This is a genomic window from Streptomyces sp. CA-251387 (assembly GCF_050936625.1).
Lineage (GTDB): Bacteria > Actinomycetota > Actinomycetes > Streptomycetales > Streptomycetaceae > Streptomyces.
This window is the reverse complement of the sequence record NZ_JBNJMJ010000001.1, coordinates 8,252,636-8,268,555: the sequence shown is the minus strand read 5'-3', so window position 1 is coordinate 8,268,555 and position 15,920 is coordinate 8,252,636. Positions and strand designations below refer to the sequence as shown.

Sequence of the window (15,920 nt, the reverse complement as noted above, 5' to 3'; positions counted from 1 at the left end):
GTGACTATCGTCCCTCGCATGGGATCCGTACGTGCCGTCCTGATCGATATCGACGGGGTCCTCACCGTCTCGTGGCAGCCGCTGCCCGGTGCGGTCGAGGCGCTGCGGGAGATCCGCGCGGCCGGTCTCGGGGTCGCGCTGGTCACGAACACGACGTCGCGGAAGCGGGCGTCGATCGCCGGAGTGCTGGCGGAGGCGGGGTTCCCGGTGTCCGCCGAGGACATCCTGACCGCGCCCGCCGTCACCGCCGCGTATCTCGCCGAGCACTGCCCGGGGGCTCGGTGTGCGCTGCTGAACAGCGGGGACATCGCCGAGGATCTGGAGGGCGTCACTGTCGTGCGGGAGGGTACCGGCGACGCCGCTCCGGACGTCGTGGTCGTCGGGGGTGCCGGGCCCGAGTTCGACTACACGGCGCTGAACCGGGCCTTCGGGCAGGTGCAGCGCGGGGCGCGGCTGGTCGCCATGCACCGGAACCTGTACTGGCGTACGGATCAGGGGTTGCAGCTCGACACCGGAGCCTTCCTGGTCGGTCTGGAGAAGGCCGCGCGGGTGGAGGCGGAGATCACGGGGAAGCCGTCGGCCGCGTTCTTCGAGGCGGCGCTGGCGCATGTGGGGGTGGGTGCGCGGGAGGCGGTGATGGTCGGTGACGACATCGAGTCGGATGTGCTGGCGGCACAGCGGGCCGGTGTCACGGGGGTGCTGGTCAGGACGGGCAAGTATCTGCCGGAGACCCATCGGGCCGCGAGCGGCACCCCGGACCATGTGATCGACTCCTTCGCCGACCTGCCCGCCCTGCTGGCGGACCTGCGGGAGTCAGCGGAGCAGTAGCTGGAGGCCGCCCACGACCGTCGCCGCGATCACGAGTTGCTCGAACAGCCGCTGGTTGATGCGGTTCACGGCCCATGTGCCGAGGAACGCACCGGGCACGACGAACACCACGAGGGCCGCGTCGAGCAGCAGCGAGGAGCCGTCGATCAGGCCGAGGCCGGCGCTGAAGGGCACCTTGGAGACGTTGACGATCAGGAAGAAGAAGGCGGAGGTGCCCAGGAAGCCGAGCTTTCGGAAGCCGGCCGACAGGAGGTACATCGACATCACCGGGCCGCCCGCGTTGGCGACCATCGTCGTGAAGCCGCCGAGGACGCCGTACGAGCGGGCCTTGGCCCGGCCGGCGCGGGTGGTGACCGACGCCGGTTCCTCCCCCTCCTCGGCCGTGCGGCGGCGCCACACCGTCACGCCCGCCATCAGCAGCAGGATCGCGCCGATCGACGTACGGACGATCCCGTCGTCCGCCCACATCAGGAACAGGGTGCCGACGACGACGCCGGCCGCGACCGCGGGGAACAGCCGCCACAGCGTGGGCCAGTGGGCATGCCGTCGGTAGGTGAGGACGGCGAGCAGGTCCCCGGCGATCAGGACCGGCAGCAGGACACCGGTGGAGGCGCGGGCGGGCAGTACGGCGGCGAAGATCGCGAGGCTGACCGTGTTGGCCCCGCTCACGGCGGTCTTCGAGAAGCCGACGAGCAGAGCCGCGAAGGCGAGCGCGGCGAACTCCCCACCGGTTATGTTCCAGAGCGTCATCGTGTCCATGCGGAGACCGATGGTATGTCCGGACAACCGATATGGGTAAGGACCGTCTCGCCAGGTGGGAGATGGCCACGCAGGTCGGGCGACGCCTGCGACCAGCCACAGCGGCGCCGCAGACGCCGGACGGCCCGACCCGCAGAGCGGGCGGAGCGCTCAGTGCCGCTCCACCAGCACCGCGCTCCCCTGCCCCACGCCCACACACATGGTCGCCAGACCCCGCTCCGCTCCCGTCCTGCGCATCCGATGCAGCAGCGTCGTGAGGATCCGTGCGCCCGAGCAGCCCAGCGGATGTCCCAGCGCGATCGCGCCTCCGCTCGGGTTGACCAGCTCGGGATCGATGCCGAGCTCGTCCACGCAGGCGAGCGCCTGGGCCGCGAACGCCTCGTTGAACTCGGCCTCCTGGATGTCGGCGATCGTCCAGTCGGCGCGGGCCAGGGCCTTGCGGGTGGCGGGGACCGGGCCGATGCCCATCACGTCGGGGTGGACGCCGGCCGAGGCGCCGGCGACGTAGCGGCCGAGGGACTCCAGGCCCAGCGCGTTCAGGGCCTCCTCGCTGACCAGGAGCAGTCCGGCCGCGCCGTCGTTCATCGGTGAGGCGTTGCCCGCGGTGACGGTGCCGCCCTGACGGAAGACCGGCTTCAGCCGGGACAGCTTCTCGTACGACGTGTCCTCGCGGATGCACTCGTCGCGGTCGACCAGCACCCCGTCCGGGCGCTCGACCGGCAGGAGTTCGTCGTCGAAGTGGCCGTTCTTGCGGGCGTCGGCGGCCCGTTGGTGGCTGCGCAGCGCGAACTCGTCCTGCCGCTCGCGCGGGACGCCGTACCGCTCGGCGACCTCCTCGGCCGTCTCTCCCATGGACAGCAGGCCGTGCAGCTCCTTCATCGCCGGGTTGACCAGGCGCCAGCCGAGCCGGGTGTCGGCGGTCTCCATGCGGTGGGGCAGCGCCTCGTCGGGGCGGGGCAGGATGAAGGGGGCGCGGCTCATGGACTCGGAGCCGCCGGCGAGCACGATGTCGGCCTCGCCCGCGGCGATGGTGCGGGCGGCGGTCGTGACGGCTTCGAGGCCGGACGCGCACAGGCGGTTGACCGTGGCGCCGGGGACGGACTCGGGGAGGCCGGCGAGCAGCGCTGCCATGCGGGCGACGTTGCGGTTGTCCTCGCCGGCCTGGTTGGCGGCGCCCCAGTAGACGTCGTCGATACGCGCCGGGTCCAGCGCGGGGACATCCGCGACGAGGCCCCGGATCACGCCTGCGGCGAGGTCGTCGGGCCGTACGGACGACAGCGCTCCGCGGAGTTTGCCGATGGGGGTGCGGCGGGCGGCCGCGAAGTGGACGGGACGCACGACAGGTCTCCTGACCGGGCAGTATGGATCGACACCGTATTAATTAGCACCGCTAGTTTTGGACTATAGACCGCCCCTCCACGCCCTGGGAAGATCCCCGGGAGCCTTCACCGACGCAGCTCACCGATGCAGCTCACCGAAACAGTCACCGACACAGCCGGAGAACCCATGGCCGACACCCGCGAGCATGTCCTCGACGGAAGCCGGGCATCCATCGTCGTACACGAATGGCCGAACCCGCGGCCCCGCTACCTCGCGCTCGTGGTCCACGGGTACGGAGAGCACGCCGGACGGTACGCCGAGGTCGCGGATGTCCTGGGCCGGCACGGTGCGGCCGTGTTCGGGCCCGATCACGTCGGGCACGGGAGGTCGGCGGGCGAACGAGTGCTGATCGAGGACTTCGAGGACGTGGTCGCCGACGTGCACGCGGTGGCCGACCTGGCCCGGGCGGCGCATCCGGACGTACCGGTCGTCATGATCGGGCACTCCATGGGCGGCCTGATCGCGGCCCGCTACGCGCAGCTCCACGGCGACGAGCTCGCCGCGCTGGTGCTGTCCGGGCCCGTGATCGGCGACTGGGCACTGCCACGGCGGCTGCTCGCCCTCGACGAGATCCCGGACACGCCCATCAGCCCGGACGCGCTGAGCCGGGACCCCGAGGTGGGCGCGGCGTACGCGGCGGACCCGCTGGTCTGGCACGGCCCGATGAAGCGGCCGACGGTCGAGGCGTTCGCCCGGATGCTGGACACCGTGTCCAAGAGCGGTGGCATCGGGCCGGTGCCGCTGCTGTGGCTGCACGGCGACGACGACCGGCTGGTTCCGCTGTCCGGCAGCCGGGTCGGCATCGAGGAGCTGCGCGGAGACGAGGTGACCCGGCGCGTGTATGTCGGGGCCCGGCACGAGGTGTTCCACGAGACGAACAAGGCGGACGTCTTCGCCGACCTGATCCGCTTCCTGGACGAGGTGTTCGCACGCTGAGACACGTCACGTTTGCGCCGATTCGCCCTGGGCACCCGCGCCCGCGTGGAGCGGTTGCCGCGCCGCACCGCTCCTTGCCGACAACCACGCCAGAAGGAGGAGCTCCGTATGACTGTGGTCAAGAGCACGCTCCCCGAACCGGCTCGCCGGGTCGCCGGGGAGGCCCTGCAGAGCACGCTCGTCGATCTTCTCGGGCTCTCGCTGATCGGGAAGCAGGCGCACTGGAACATCGTGGGACCGCGGTTCCGGTCGATCCATCTGCAGCTCGACGAGGTGGTTTCGGTGGTCCGCTCGTACGCCGACACGGTCGCGGAACGCTCCGCGGCGCTCGGTCTGCCGCCCGACGGCCGGCCCGAGACCATCGCCGCGGCCTACACGCTGCCCGGCCCCAAGGAGGGCTGGCTGCGCGACACTGAGGTCGTCCAACTGGTCGTGGATGCCCTGGCGTCCGCCATCGAGCGGCTGCGCGAACGGATCGACGCGACCGCCGAGCCGGACCCGGTGACACAGGACCTGCTGATCGGCATCACGAGCGAGCTGGAGAAGCAGCGGTGGATGTTCGACGCGGAGAACTGGCCGCGTGACGAGTGACGCCGCCCGTTCTTTCCCGTAGTGCGAGCGCCCGTACTTTCCCGTACCGAGAGCGCCCGTACTCACCGTGCCGAGAACGCCCGTACCTCCCGTACTGAGAGAAGGGGCACCCTCATGACCGACGCCCTTGAACTCGACGCGCTGTGGGACGACTTCCACCGCGTGGTGAACATGACCTCGGCGGAGCTGGCGGCCTGGCTGCGGGTCCAGTACTCCGACGAGGAGACCGAGCCGCTGCCGGAGCAGCCGGGCTCGCCCACCGGGCAGCACGTCCTGTCGATCCTGCAGAAGCGCAAGATGGACCTGACCGACGACGACGTCCGCGTGATGCGGAAGGTCGTGGACACGGTCACCTCGCAGGTCGACATGGAGAACGAGCCGGAGGCCGAGGACACGAAGCTCCGGCATCGGCTGATGACCATCGGGCACGATCCGCTCAAGGCAACGCCATGACCGACGACAAGCGCCTGGTGCGGGAGCTCGTCGCCGCGCACGGGCGGACGTTCGCCGAGGAGGCGGGCATCAGCCTGAAGGACACCCCGCAGCCGCTGTACCGGCTGCTGGTCCTTGCCCATCTGCTCAGCGCCCGGATCCGCGGCTCGATCGCCGTCGACACCGCCCGTGAACTGTACGAGGCGGGGATGCGCGATCCGCGCCGCATGGCCGCCGCCGACTGGCAGGAGCGGGTGGACGCGCTGGGACGCGGCGGCTACCGACGTTACGACGAGCGCACGGCCACCCAACTCGGCGACGCCGCCGAGCTGTTGGCCGACCGGTGGGGCGGCGATCTGCGGCGCCTACGGAAGGAGGCGGACGGCGACGTCGCCCAACTGCGTCGTCTGATCCAGGAGTTCCCGGGCATGGGCCCGTCCGGCGCCGACATCTTCCTGCGCGAGGTCCAGCGGGTCTGGCCTGAAGTGGCGCCCTACCTCGACGACAAGGCGCTCTCGGGCGCGCAGCGGCTCGGCCTGCCGAAGGACCCGCAGAAGCTGGTGAAGCTCGCGAAAGACACCGAACCGGCCGTGCTCGCCGCCGCCTTGGTGCGTGCTTCGCTGGACAAGGAGGTGGCCGAAGACAGCCTCCGCCGGGCCGCATGATCGTGAAAGACTGCTCGCAGCCGCCGTTGTCGAGCAGAGGAGACCTGCGTGACCGGGACCGAGCCGGCCGTACCGCGCATCGACACGAGCAGGCCGCACCCGGCCCGGGTGTACGACTGGTTCCTGGGCGGCAAGGACAACTACCCCGTCGACGAGGAACTCGGGCGGCAGATCGCGGCAATGCAGGGGGACGCCCCGCGGCACGCGCGGGCCAACCGCCGGTTCATGGAACGGGCCACGCGGACGGTCGTCCACGAGACGGGGATCCGCCAGTTCCTCGACATCGGATCCGGCATCCCGACCGAGCCCAACCTGCATCAGATCGCCCAGGCCGTCGTCCCGGACGCGCGGGTGGTCTACGTCGACAACGACCCGATCGTCCTCGCCCACGCGGCGGCCCTGCTGCGCGGCACTCCGGAAGGGGTGACCGAGTATCTGCAGGCCGATGCGCGCGAGCCGGAGCGGATTCTCGAACGGGCGGCGTCCGTCCTCGACTTCGACCAGCCCGTCGCCCTGTCGCTGATCGCGCTCCTGCACTTCATCGCGGACGACGACGGCGCCCCCGAGCTCGTGGACACGCTCGTCGGCGCGCTGGCACCGGGCAGCTGTCTGGTGCTGTCGGCGATGACGGCGGACTTCGATCCGGAGAACGTGGGCCGGGGGATCGCGGCCTACCGGGCGAGCGGGGTGACGCTCGTGGCGCGTTCCCATGCCGAAATGGGGCGCTTCTTGAAGGGACTCGAGTTGCTGGAACCGGGGATCGTCTCCCTGTCTGACTGGCGGACTTCCGCGGACGAGCACGACGCGAAGGAAGAACCCGTGTCCCTGTACGGCGCGGTCGGCTTCAAGCGCTGACCCGGCAGCCACCACCCCGCAACCCACCGCCCCGCACCCTCGGTCAGCCGAGCAACCACCCACCGTCCACATTCAGTTCGACGGCGTTGACCGACCCGTTGCGCAGCAGGAAGTCCACGGCGTCGACCACGTCGGCCATGGTGGCCAGCCGCCCTGTGGGGGTCTCGGTGCGCAGGGCGGCGAGGACCTTCTCCGGCTTGGCCTGCCAGTAGGGGCTGTCGCCGACGACGCCCGGGTGGACGGCGTTCACCCGGATCGGCGCGAGTTCGACGGCGAGGGTGTTCACCAGGCCGCCGATGCCGGCGTTGACCGTCGCCACCGTGGTCGCGCCCGGGTAGGGCCGTTCCTTGGCCTGCCCGCCGAACAGCACGATCGCGCTGTCGTCGTGCAGCCGGGACACCAGGGTGTGCACGACCTCGGTGTAGCCGACGAGTTTTAGGGTGACGAGCCGCAGGGCGGCGTCGACGTCGTACTCGGTGACCTTGTTGTCGTCGCGGGAGACGCCCGCGACGACCAGGTGGTCGACGCGCCCGATGTCGGCCAGTGCGGCGGCTATCTCCCCCGGGCGGCCGAGGTCGAGAGCGACTCCGCGGGCGCCGAACTCCTTGGCGATGGTGTCGGCACGGTGGCCGTCGCGGCCGGTCAGCACGACCTCGTCCCCGCGCCCGGCCCGCATCCGGGCGAACTCCAGGCCGATCCCGGACGTGCCGCCCACGACGAGAACACTGCTCATGGCCCCAGGACCTCCCTCAGGTACTCCCAGTCCCGCGTGAACCGGTAGGAGTGGCGCGACGGCGGCTGCGGCGCCTGCGTCTCCAGCCAGCGCACCGGCCCCTCACCGGCGTTGGCGAACCCGTGCACGCACCCGGCAGCGGCCCAGGCCAGGTCGCCCGGCCCCAGCCGGTACCGCTCCCCGTCGAAGGTGGCGTCCACGAACCCTTCGAGGATCAGGTACGTCTCCTCGAAGGGGTGGTCGTGCGAGCCGGCGACGCCGTCGGGGGCGTACTGCACCATGAACATCGTCGAGGCGACCGCGCCGAGGTCGCTGTCGACCATCGTCTTCACGGTGATCCCGCTGTACACGAGCAGCGCGGTCCGCATGCTCGCCGACACGGCGAGCAGGTCCTGGGACTGCTTGCCGGGGTCCATCTGCGTGGTTTCGAAGTGGCCGAAGGACCGGGTACGCGGGTCACGGACGTCGATGCGGACCGGGTCGCGTTCGGGCAGCGCGGGCACCGCCTGGGTGTCGTATCCGTAGCGGGCCCGCGGTACCGGGGCGAGCATGTCGGCCCAGCGGCCGGCGACGTCCCCCGCGCCGCGCCAGGCGTGCGGGACGCCGGTCGGGATCAGGCCGTAGTCGCCCTCTTCGAGAAGGTACGACCCTTCGGGCACATCGACGATCACAGCCCCGTAGAGCACATGGAAGCTCTCCTCGTACGAGTGCACATGGGCCGGGACCCGGCCGTCGGGCCGTATCCCGCACAGGCCGAAGCCGGTGTGCACACTGCCGTCGTCCTCGCCGACCAACGTCCGCCGCCGGTACCCGAGTTCGTCGTACGGCGGCTCCGGGACGTCGGCGGCCCGGCGCACCAGGTGTCGGGTCATGCCGCGCTCCTCGCCTCCTTCGCCGCCAGGAGCCGGTCGCGCGACTCCCGCACCAGGCGCAGGGCCCGGTCGACGTCGGCGACGAGCCTCCCGTCGCGCTTGCGGATCACGCCGTCGACGAGGACCGTGTCGACGTTGGAGACATCGGCCGACAGCGTCACCGCGGCGGCCGCGTCGTGCACCGGGGCGACGTTCAGCGCGGTGGCGTCGATGGCGACGATGTCGGCGCGTTTGCCCGGTGTCAGGGATCCGGTGCGGTCCTCGACGCCCGCGACGTGCGCGCCGTTCACGGTGGCGATCCCCAGCATCTGTCGTGCCGTCAACATGGTGTCGGGCACGGGAAGGTTGGCCTTCCAGCAGTCGGCGTTGACGCGGGCCCGCTCGGCACCGAAGGCCGCGCGGATCTGGGTGAACATGTCGCCGGGCACGGTGGTGACGACGTCGAGGCTGAGCGACGGCCGCAGTCCGTACTCGATGGCCTTCATCACGGGCGGCCAGCCGTGCCCCATCTGCATCTCGACCTGCGGCGCGATGGAGACCGTACCGCCACTGTCCGCGATCATCTGCCATTCGTCCTCGTGGAGGTAGCAGCAGTGGATGTAGGTGGTGTCCGGGCCGAGCAGACCGAGGTCGTTGAGCTGCTTGACCATGCTGAAGCGGCCGGCGAGGCGTCCCATCGCCACATGCACGGTGACCGGGATGCCGAGCTCGCGGGCGAGGGCCCATTCGGAGATGACGACGTCGTTGGTGCAGAAGCCGGGGCCGCGGGTGGCGAGCGCCATGGTGAGCAGGCCGTCGTCGGAGGAGAAGTACTGGGTGCGGATCCGCCGTACGTCGTCGCCGGGGAGGGCGATCTTGCTGTCGAACCAGTAGTCGGCGAGGGAGGTGTTGGCGCTGCCGTATGCGTACTGGGCGCGGATGCCGGTCTCCTTCAGGGCTTGGATCGCGGCGTCCGGGTGCTCGGGTGTGTTGTTGATGTGGGACCAGTCGACGAGGGTCGTGATGCCGGCGTTCAGGCACTCCAGCGAGCCCGCGAGGTTGCCCGCGTACACGTCCTCGGGGGTGTAGAGGGGAGCGAAGGTGTCGAGGATGTCGACGAAGTAGTCGTCCAGGGTGGCGTCCGGGGCGACATTGCGGATCGGCGCCTCCCAGGTGTGGCGGTGGGTGTCGACGAAGCCGGGGATGACGATCCGGCCGGTCATGTCGAGTACTTCGGCGTCGGCGCCGATCTCCCGGTCCACCGCCGCGATCGTCCCGTCCTCGATGAGGACGTCCCCTTGGGGCAGGTCCCCGATGGCGGGGTCCATCGACAGCACATGACCGGCGCGCAGGAGTATCCGATGGGTCATCGTTCTACCTCCCATGGGGGGTTCAGTAGGCGGCGAGACTCCGGACGGCCGCCACGACCTTGTCGACGGTGGGGATGACCTCCTCTTCCAGGGCGTCGGCGAACGGCAGCGGCACGCACTCCCCTGTCACCCGCCGGGCCGGCGCGTCCAGCAGGCCGAACCCCTCGTCGGCGACGATCGAGACGAGCGTGCCGCCCCAGCCGCCCTGGTACGGGTTCTCCTCCACGGTGACGAGCCGCGAGGTCCTGCCGAGCGAGGCCAGCACGGTGCTCACGTCCAGCGGCACCAGGCAGCGCAGGTCGACGACCTCGGCCTCGATGCCCTCACCGGCCAGGACCTCGGCGGCCTTCAGCGCGAGCGGCACCATCGAGGCGAGGGCGACGAGGGTGACGTCGGCGCCCTCGCGGACGACGGCGGCGCGTCCCAGCTCGACGACATGGTCCGGCGGCGGGGGCGCGCCCTTGGTGGCGAGCAGCGCCTTGTGCTCGAAGAAGACGACCGGGTCGTCACTGCGGATCGCCGCCGCCATCATGCCGATCACGTCGGCGGGCGTCGCGGGTGCCGCGATCTTCAGTCCGGGCACGGTGAACGCCCAGTTCTCGGTGGCCTGGGAGTGCTGGGCGCCGAAGCCGAGGCCGCCGCCGTTGGCGGTGCGCACGACGAGCGGAACGGTGACCTGCCCGCCCGTCATGTACCGCACCTTCGGTATCTCGTTGGCGAGGTAGTCCCAGCAGCAGGCCAGGAAGTCCGAGAACATGATCTCGGCGACCGGCCGCATCCCGGTCATCGCGGCACCCATGGCGGCCCCCACGATGGCCTGCTCGGAGATGGGCGTGTCCCACACGCGCTCCGGCCCGAACTCCTTGAACAGCCCGACGGTCGTCTTGAACACCCCGCCCGCCTCGCCGATGTCCTCCCCCAGGCAGACGACGGCCGGATCGCGCCGCATCTCCCGCGCGATGCCCTCGGCGACCGCCTCCCGGTAGCTGATCACGTCCGCCATGCCGCACCTCCGTCCGCCCATACGTCGGTCAGCGCCTGGCCCGGATCGGGCGGCGGGGCACCCTTAGCGGCTTCGACCGCCTCCCGTACGACGGCACTGGCGCGCTCGTCGGCCTCGGTGATCGTCTCCGGCGGTACCCCCAGCTCGGCGAGGTGTCCGCGCGCCACGTCCAACGGGTCGTGTTTCAGCCAGCGTTCGACCTCCTCGGCCGGGCGGTAGGTGGCCGGGTCGGCGCGGCTGTGCCCGAAGTGGCGGTAGGTCTCCGCCTCCAGCAGCGCGGGCCCGTCTCCCGCCCGGGCCCGCTGAGCGAGCCGCGCCACGGCCTCCCGTACGGCGACGACGTCGTTGCCGTCCACCACCTCGCCGGGGATGCCGTACGCGGGCGCCCGGTCGGCCGCGGGCCGGGGCACCGCCGTGACGTCGGCGATCGGCGTGTACTCCATGTAGAGGTTGTTCTCGCAGACGAACAGCGCCGGCAGCTTCCATACGGCGGCCAGGTTGAGCGCCTCGTGGAAGGCGCCGATGTTGGTGGCGCCGTCTCCGAAGAAGGCGACGGCGATCTGGCCGGTGCCGCGCAGCTTGGCCGACCAGGCGGCGCCGGCCGCCACCGGCAGGTGGGCGCCGACGATGGCGTACGAGCCGAGCATGCCGGTGGACGCCTTGGTCAGGTGCATGGAGCCGCCCTTGGCCTTGCACAGTCCGGTGGCCCGGCTCATCAGCTCGGCGAGGCACTCCTGCGGGGTCGCTCCGCGCGCCATCGCGTGGTGGTGGCCGCGGTAGGTGGCGAAGACGTAGTCGTCGGGACGCAGGGCGGCGCTCGCGCCGACGGCGATCGCCTCGTGTCCGGCGGCGAGGTGGGTGGTGCCCTTGACGAGGCCCTGCAGGAACAGGTCGTGGGCGGCCTTCTCCGTACGGCGGATGACGGCCATCTGCTCGTAGGCGGCGAGGAGTTCGGCCGGGTCCATCAGCGTGCCCCGTTGCCGCGGGAGGTGTTGAGGTGCGACTGCGACTCGCGCCGGGTGTTCAGTTCGCCGCCCACCGTCCAGTACTTGCGGCCCGCCACCAGTAGTTCCTCCGCGGGGAACTTGGTGATGACCTCGCAGCCGTCGGCGGTGACGACCAGTTCCTCCTCGATACGGGCGGCGGACCAGCCGTCGGCGGCGGGCCAGTAGGTCTCCAGGGCGAAGACCATGCCCTCTTCGAGGACTTCGGGGTGGTCGAGGGAGACCAGGCGGCTGAAGATCGGCTTCTCCCAGATCGACAGGCCGACGCCGTGGCCGTACTGGAGGGCGAAGGCGGCGGTCTCGTCGGCGAAGCCGAACTCCTCGGCGCGGGGCCAGACCTGGACGACGTCGGCGGTGGTGGCGCCCGGCCGGACGAGGGCGATGGCCTGGTCCATGTACTCGCGGCAGCGCACATAGGCGTCGCGCTGGGCGCGGGAGGCGCTGCCGACGGCGAAGGTGCGGTAGTAGCAGGTGCGGTAGCCGAGGTGGCTGTGCAGGATGTCGAAGAAGGCGGGGTCGCCGGGGCGGATCAGGCGGTCGCTGTAGACGTGCGGATGCGGTGAACAGCGCTCGCCGGAGATCGCGTTGACGCCCTCGACGTACTCGCTGCCGAGGTCGTACAGCACCTTGCTGACGACTGCGACGCACTCGTTCTCGCGCACGCCGGGCCGCAGATAGCCGTACAGCTCCTCGTATGCCGCGTCGACCATGGAGCAGGCCTGGGTGAGCAGGGCGATCTCGTCGCCGGTCTTGAGGCGGCGGGCCTCCAGGAAGACCTGCTGGCCGTCGACGACGTCGATGCCCTCGGCGCGCAGGGCGGTGAGGACCGGCATCTCGGCGACGTCGATGCCGAGGGGTTCGCCCGCGAGTCCGTGCTCGCGCAGCTCGCCGGCGATCTTCGAGGCGACGTCCTCGGCGATGCCCGCGTCCGGGTGGAAGGCGCCGCGGAGGGTGGAGATGCCGGCGCGGGCGCCGGTGGGCGGGCCGCCCTTGCCGTCGCTGTAGTCGAGCCAGGGGTTGTAGAGCTGGTGGTGACGGGCGGCGGAGCCGAAGTCCCAGACGATCGGTTCGCCGCCGCGCACCAGCAGGGCGAAACGGATCAGCTTGTCCATCGCCCACGTGCCGATGTGCGTGGCCGTCATGTAGCGGATGTTGGCGAAGTCGAAGCTGAGTACCGCGCCCAGCGAGGAGCGGTTCAGGGTCTCGTTGAGCCGGGCCAGACGCTGTCTGCGCAGCCGGTCCAGGTCGACGCGCTCTTCCCAGTCGACGGCGTTGGGTCCATATGTGCGGATCGCCATGGCGACCACCCCCGCTTCGGAGTGAACGACCGGTCGCGACGGGTGTCAAGTGTCACTGAACACGAACCAGACGCCCACGGCCGGTTCCTCTCCATCGTTGCGGTAACGGTGCGGGGTCGTCGACTCGAAGCAGACGGCGTCGCCCGGGCGCAGGGTGTACTCGTCGAAACCGAGGGTGAGGACGAGTTCGCCGGAGGTCAGACAGCCGTACTCGGTACCCGTGTGGCGCATGAGCCCGCCGGAGCTGGAGGAGGCGCCGCCGGGCCGGTAGGTCACCAGGAGAAAGTCCACGTCGATGCCCGGAACATGGCCGAGACGCTCCCACACCACCCCCGAGTCCAGCTCCAGCACCTCCCGCTCGTCCGGCCTGACCAGCGGGCCGATGCGGCGGCCGGGGTCGGCGGCGAAGGCGGCCAGGGCGTGCAGGACGGTGCCGGGGGCCGTGCCGGGTGCCGTGGTCACCGGCGGGGAGAGGGCGGCGGCTTTCCCGCCGTCGAAGAGCGACTCGACGGAGATGCCGAGGGCGGTCGTGACGGCGTACAGGGTGCTGACCGAGGGCTGGCTCTTGCCGGTCTCGATCTGCGAGATCAGGCTGGCCGAGACCCCGACCTCCCGGGCCAGCGCACGCAGGCTCATCCCGCACTCGAGACGCGCCTGCCGGATGCGCGCGCCGACGGGCGGCACGGGGGCGGGTGACACGGGCGGCTCCTCCCCGGCGCTGCGGGCCGCTCACTGGACATGTGCAGCACCATTGAACAGCCGGAATGGCTGGCGGTCGAGAGGCGGTTCGGCAACGCCCCGAAGGGGCGCGGGGAACTGCGCGACCAGCCGCGACGGAGCCGCGGACGAGGGACGACAAAACGCGGCACCCCCCTATCGCGGCACTACCCGCGAAGCGCCCCCGTCGGAAACACCGCCCGCACCTCCCACCCCACCCCACCCCGCGGCCCGGCATCCAGTTCGCCACCCAGTGCGGTGACCCGCTCCTTCAGACCGACGAGCCCGAACCCGCCACCGTGTGCGGCCGCCGGAAGCTGGGTGCCGCCCCGCCCGTCGTCCGCGACCGACACCTCCAGGCGCCCGGCGCAGTCCCGCAGCCGGACCTCGACGTGCGTGGCGTCGGCGGCGTGGCGGCGGATGTTGGTGAGCGCCTCCTGCACGACCCGGAAGGCCGCGGCCTGCACCTCGTGCGGCAGGTCGTCGGACACGGCCCGGTCCCGGCGCAGGGTGACCTGCTGGACCGGGCTCGCGAATCCGTCCGTCAGCTCGGCGACGGCCGCCAGGTCGCCGACGGGGCGGCGGTCGGCCGCCTCGTCGCCGCTGTCGCGCAGCACACCGACCGTGCGGCGCATCGAGGCCAGGGCCTCGGTGGCGGCGCGTTCGATGCCGGCCAGGACGGGATCGAGTTCCTGTGGCTGGGTCTGCGCCATCATGCGGGCCATCTGCGTCTGCACGAGGATCCCCGTCACATGGTGGGCGACGAAGTCGTGCAGGTCGGCGGCGATGGCGACGCGTTCGGCGCGCCGGGTCTCGCTGACGGCGAGGGTCCGCCGATAGTCCATCGTCCGCAGATACAGGGCGAGCCCGGCGAAGAGGCCGACCAGCACCAGGCCGGCCACCATGAAGCCCAGCATGTCGGCGTCCAACAGCCTGAGATACCGAACCGGCAGCAGCAACAGCGCGCCCACGACGAGGGCGCCGCACCCCCAGGCCCAGCGCGGCGGGCAGTGCCGTACCGCGACGAACAGCAGGCACAGCAGGATCAGGACCTCGCCGGGACCGAAGGTGTTCACCCTGAGAGTCAGCAGCGAGCCCACCGAGTACAGGGCCGAGACGAGAGCCGGCACGGCGGTGCGCACCTGCGGCGTGAGCCACTCGGGCCGCCGCCCGGCCGGCCACAGCACGGCGGCCAGACCCACCAGCAGCACGGCCAGGATCGGCCAGACGGGGCTCGCCGTCGGCAGAACGCTCGTGCCGTCGGAGCCCGCGTAGAGGACGTCCACCACACAGGCGGCGATCAGCACACCGACGGCGAAGCCCCGGGCGCAGCCGCGGGGGGAAACGGACTTCATGCCGATCACGGTAGGTGAGGCCGTACGCGGCGGGATCGGCCGATCGGCCGAGGAAGCCACCGCTGACCGCCGCTGACGCCGGCCTTATGGCCGAGGCGCGCGCCCGGGCCCGCGGGCGAGGGTGGTGCCGCATCCTCACCACGGACCTCAGGAGTACGCGATGCAGCCCAGCAAGTTCCTCGTGGGCGTCGTCGCCGGCGCGGCTGCCGCGGTCGCGCTGGGCGGCCTCGGCACCTAAGTGCTCTCCGGCACCGAGTCGACGAGCCGCCTGGACGACTGACCCCGGCACAGACGGCTGACTGACGCCGTACGCCCCCGGCACCGAGTCCGACGACCCCTTCGGCTGAGGCATGATCGAGCCATGACCACCCCACCCCCGTCCGGGTCGCCCATCCGCGTCCTCATCGCCGACGACCAGGAGATGGTCCGCACGGGCTTCCGCTTCTTCCTCGACGCCCAGCCCGACATCACCGTGGTCGCCGAGGCCGCCGACGGCGAGGAGGCGGTGGCGCTGGCGCGGCGGGAGCGGCCGGACGTGTGTCTGCTGGACATCCGGATGCCGAAGCTGGACGGGCTGGAGGCGACCCGGCTACTGGCGGGGCCGGAGGTGGCCGACCCGATGCGGGTGGTCGTGGTGACCACGTTCGACCTCGACGAGTACGTGTACGGGGCGCTGCGCGGCGGCGCGTGCGGGTTCCTGCTGAAGGACTCGGGGCCCACCCTCCTCGCGGAGGCGGTCCGCGCCGCCGCGGCCGGCGACTCGCTGGTGTCGCCGTCGGTCACGGTCCGCCTGCTCAAACACGTCACCGCCCCGCAAGCCGAGCCCGCCGCCGCTGCCCCGGCGAAGCCCGCCCCGCTCACGGAACCCCTCACCGACCGCGAACTCGACGTCGTCCGCCTGGTCGCGCTCGGCCGTACGAACGCCGAGATCGCCGCCGAGCTGTACGTCTCCCTGTCCACGGTCAAGACGCACCTGTCCAGCGTCCAGCTCAAACTGGCCGCCCGGAACCGCGTCGAGATCGCGGCCTGGGCCTGGCAGCACGGGCACGCGCAGCCCGGCGCATGAGGCGCCCGCACCTTTCGCATGCGCTCACTCGAACGGTCCGGTGCCGCTGGTGGGCCGTCGAGTGCGATGGTGCGCTG

The 15,920-nt window shown here is 71.4% G+C and carries 17 protein-coding genes; 7 read left to right on the top strand and 10 right to left on the bottom strand.

Annotated features, from left to right (window positions below; all coding sequences use genetic code 11):
* Positions 1 to 18: 18 nt before the first annotated feature.
* Positions 19 to 828, top strand: coding sequence for an HAD-IIA family hydrolase (locus tag ACQEV2_RS36710; RefSeq protein ID WP_433051702.1), 810 nt, complete (start codon positions 19 to 21; stop codon positions 826 to 828).
* Here ACQEV2_RS36710 and ACQEV2_RS36705 read toward each other — a convergent pair.
* Together ACQEV2_RS36705 and ACQEV2_RS36700 are read right to left on the bottom strand one after the other, a co-directional pair.
* Positions 814 to 1,587, bottom strand: a complete 774-nt coding sequence (locus ACQEV2_RS36705; RefSeq protein WP_433051699.1) for a sulfite exporter TauE/SafE family protein — start codon at positions 1,585 to 1,587, stop codon at positions 814 to 816. The two genes, ACQEV2_RS36710 and ACQEV2_RS36705, sit on opposite strands and share 15 nt — an antisense overlap.
* A 150-nt stretch (positions 1,588 to 1,737) precedes the next feature.
* Positions 1,738 to 2,925: a thiolase family protein gene (locus ACQEV2_RS36700; RefSeq protein ID WP_433051696.1), complete on the bottom strand. Its 1,188-nt coding sequence runs from the start codon at positions 2,923 to 2,925 to the stop codon at positions 1,738 to 1,740.
* Between the two features lie 168 nt (positions 2,926 to 3,093).
* On the opposite strand from ACQEV2_RS36700, the gene ACQEV2_RS36695 reads away from it, so the two are divergent.
* From ACQEV2_RS36695 to ACQEV2_RS36675, 5 genes are all read left to right on the top strand, one after another.
* Complete coding sequence (locus tag ACQEV2_RS36695; protein WP_433051693.1) at positions 3,094 to 3,903, top strand: alpha/beta hydrolase; 810 nt, start codon at positions 3,094 to 3,096, stop codon at positions 3,901 to 3,903.
* A 108-nt stretch (positions 3,904 to 4,011) separates the two neighbouring features.
* Positions 4,012 to 4,494 carry a Dps family protein gene (locus ACQEV2_RS36690; protein ID WP_433051690.1) on the top strand — a complete coding sequence of 161 codons (483 nt, stop codon included), beginning with the start codon at positions 4,012 to 4,014 and terminating at the stop codon, positions 4,492 to 4,494.
* A 114-nt stretch (positions 4,495 to 4,608) separates the two neighbouring features.
* On the top strand, positions 4,609 to 4,947 hold the full coding sequence (locus tag ACQEV2_RS36685) for a DUF3140 domain-containing protein (protein WP_433051687.1): 339 nt from the start codon (positions 4,609 to 4,611) through the stop codon (positions 4,945 to 4,947).
* Complete coding sequence (locus tag ACQEV2_RS36680; RefSeq protein ID WP_433051684.1) at positions 4,944 to 5,591, top strand: endonuclease; 648 nt, start codon at positions 4,944 to 4,946, stop codon at positions 5,589 to 5,591. Before ACQEV2_RS36685 ends, ACQEV2_RS36680 begins: the two co-directional genes overlap by 4 nt.
* A gap of 48 nt (positions 5,592 to 5,639) precedes the next feature.
* Positions 5,640 to 6,446, top strand: coding sequence for an SAM-dependent methyltransferase (locus tag ACQEV2_RS36675; RefSeq protein WP_433051681.1), 807 nt, complete (start codon positions 5,640 to 5,642; stop codon positions 6,444 to 6,446).
* 43 nt (positions 6,447 to 6,489) lie between these two features.
* Here the strand turns inward: ACQEV2_RS36675 and ACQEV2_RS36670 are convergent, their stop codons facing one another.
* The 8 genes from ACQEV2_RS36670 to ACQEV2_RS36635 form a co-directional block, all read right to left on the bottom strand.
* The gene (locus ACQEV2_RS36670) at positions 6,490 to 7,179 is read right to left on the bottom strand and encodes an SDR family oxidoreductase (protein WP_433051678.1); all 690 of its coding nucleotides are present in this window, start codon (positions 7,177 to 7,179) and stop codon (positions 6,490 to 6,492) included.
* Positions 7,176 to 8,051 carry a cupin domain-containing protein gene (locus tag ACQEV2_RS36665; protein ID WP_433051675.1) on the bottom strand — a complete coding sequence of 292 codons (876 nt, stop codon included), beginning with the start codon at positions 8,049 to 8,051 and terminating at the stop codon, positions 7,176 to 7,178. Before ACQEV2_RS36665 ends, ACQEV2_RS36670 begins: the two co-directional genes overlap by 4 nt.
* Positions 8,048 to 9,400, bottom strand: coding sequence for an amidohydrolase family protein (locus tag ACQEV2_RS36660; RefSeq protein WP_433051672.1), 1,353 nt, complete (start codon positions 9,398 to 9,400; stop codon positions 8,048 to 8,050). The genes ACQEV2_RS36665 and ACQEV2_RS36660 overlap by 4 nt, the downstream gene beginning before the upstream one ends.
* Before the next feature lie 22 nt (positions 9,401 to 9,422).
* Positions 9,423 to 10,403: an alpha-ketoacid dehydrogenase subunit beta gene (locus tag ACQEV2_RS36655; protein ID WP_433051670.1), complete on the bottom strand. Its 981-nt coding sequence runs from the start codon at positions 10,401 to 10,403 to the stop codon at positions 9,423 to 9,425.
* On the bottom strand, positions 10,391 to 11,368 hold the full coding sequence (locus ACQEV2_RS36650) for a thiamine pyrophosphate-dependent dehydrogenase E1 component subunit alpha (protein WP_433051667.1): 978 nt from the start codon (positions 11,366 to 11,368) through the stop codon (positions 10,391 to 10,393). The genes ACQEV2_RS36655 and ACQEV2_RS36650 overlap by 13 nt, the downstream gene beginning before the upstream one ends.
* Positions 11,368 to 12,705, bottom strand: coding sequence for a M24 family metallopeptidase (locus ACQEV2_RS36645; RefSeq protein WP_433051664.1), 1,338 nt, complete (start codon positions 12,703 to 12,705; stop codon positions 11,368 to 11,370). Before ACQEV2_RS36645 ends, ACQEV2_RS36650 begins: the two co-directional genes overlap by 1 nt.
* Positions 12,706 to 12,750: 45 nt before the next feature.
* On the bottom strand, positions 12,751 to 13,404 hold the full coding sequence (locus ACQEV2_RS36640; protein ID WP_433051661.1) for a helix-turn-helix domain-containing protein: 654 nt from the start codon (positions 13,402 to 13,404) through the stop codon (positions 12,751 to 12,753).
* 185 nt (positions 13,405 to 13,589) lie between these two features.
* Positions 13,590 to 14,777, bottom strand: a complete 1,188-nt coding sequence (locus ACQEV2_RS36635) for a sensor histidine kinase (protein ID WP_433051658.1) — start codon at positions 14,775 to 14,777, stop codon at positions 13,590 to 13,592.
* Positions 14,778 to 15,138: 361 nt separating this feature from the next.
* Between ACQEV2_RS36635 and ACQEV2_RS36630 the strand changes: the two genes are divergently transcribed.
* A complete protein-coding gene (locus tag ACQEV2_RS36630) occupies positions 15,139 to 15,843 on the top strand; it encodes a response regulator (protein ID WP_433051655.1) in 705 nt (234 codons plus the stop codon).
* The last annotated feature ends 77 nt before the right edge of the window (positions 15,844 to 15,920 follow it).

Excerpts from the sequence above, each read along its gene's own strand:
- ACQEV2_RS36710 (WP_433051702.1), top strand. The coding sequence starts at position 19 with ATGGGATCCGTACGTGCCGTCCTGATCGATATCGACGGGGTCCTCACC.
- ACQEV2_RS36705 (WP_433051699.1), bottom strand. The coding sequence starts at position 1,587 with ATGGACACGATGACGCTCTGGAACATAACCGGTGGGGAGTTCGCCGCG.
- ACQEV2_RS36695 (WP_433051693.1), top strand. The coding sequence starts at position 3,094 with ATGGCCGACACCCGCGAGCATGTCCTCGACGGAAGCCGGGCATCCATC.
- ACQEV2_RS36690 (WP_433051690.1), top strand. The coding sequence starts at position 4,012 with ATGACTGTGGTCAAGAGCACGCTCCCCGAACCGGCTCGCCGGGTCGCC.
- ACQEV2_RS36685 (WP_433051687.1), top strand. The coding sequence starts at position 4,609 with ATGACCGACGCCCTTGAACTCGACGCGCTGTGGGACGACTTCCACCGC.
- ACQEV2_RS36680 (WP_433051684.1), top strand. The coding sequence starts at position 4,944 with ATGACCGACGACAAGCGCCTGGTGCGGGAGCTCGTCGCCGCGCACGGG.
- ACQEV2_RS36670 (WP_433051678.1), bottom strand. The coding sequence starts at position 7,179 with ATGAGCAGTGTTCTCGTCGTGGGCGGCACGTCCGGGATCGGCCTGGAG.
- ACQEV2_RS36665 (WP_433051675.1), bottom strand. The coding sequence starts at position 8,051 with ATGACCCGACACCTGGTGCGCCGGGCCGCCGACGTCCCGGAGCCGCCG.
- ACQEV2_RS36660 (WP_433051672.1), bottom strand. The coding sequence starts at position 9,400 with ATGACCCATCGGATACTCCTGCGCGCCGGTCATGTGCTGTCGATGGAC.
- ACQEV2_RS36655 (WP_433051670.1), bottom strand. The coding sequence starts at position 10,403 with ATGGCGGACGTGATCAGCTACCGGGAGGCGGTCGCCGAGGGCATCGCG.
- ACQEV2_RS36650 (WP_433051667.1), bottom strand. The coding sequence starts at position 11,368 with ATGGACCCGGCCGAACTCCTCGCCGCCTACGAGCAGATGGCCGTCATC.
- ACQEV2_RS36645 (WP_433051664.1), bottom strand. The coding sequence starts at position 12,705 with ATGGCGATCCGCACATATGGACCCAACGCCGTCGACTGGGAAGAGCGC.
- ACQEV2_RS36635 (WP_433051658.1), bottom strand. The coding sequence starts at position 14,777 with ATGAAGTCCGTTTCCCCCCGCGGCTGCGCCCGGGGCTTCGCCGTCGGT.
- ACQEV2_RS36630 (WP_433051655.1), top strand. The coding sequence starts at position 15,139 with ATGACCACCCCACCCCCGTCCGGGTCGCCCATCCGCGTCCTCATCGCC.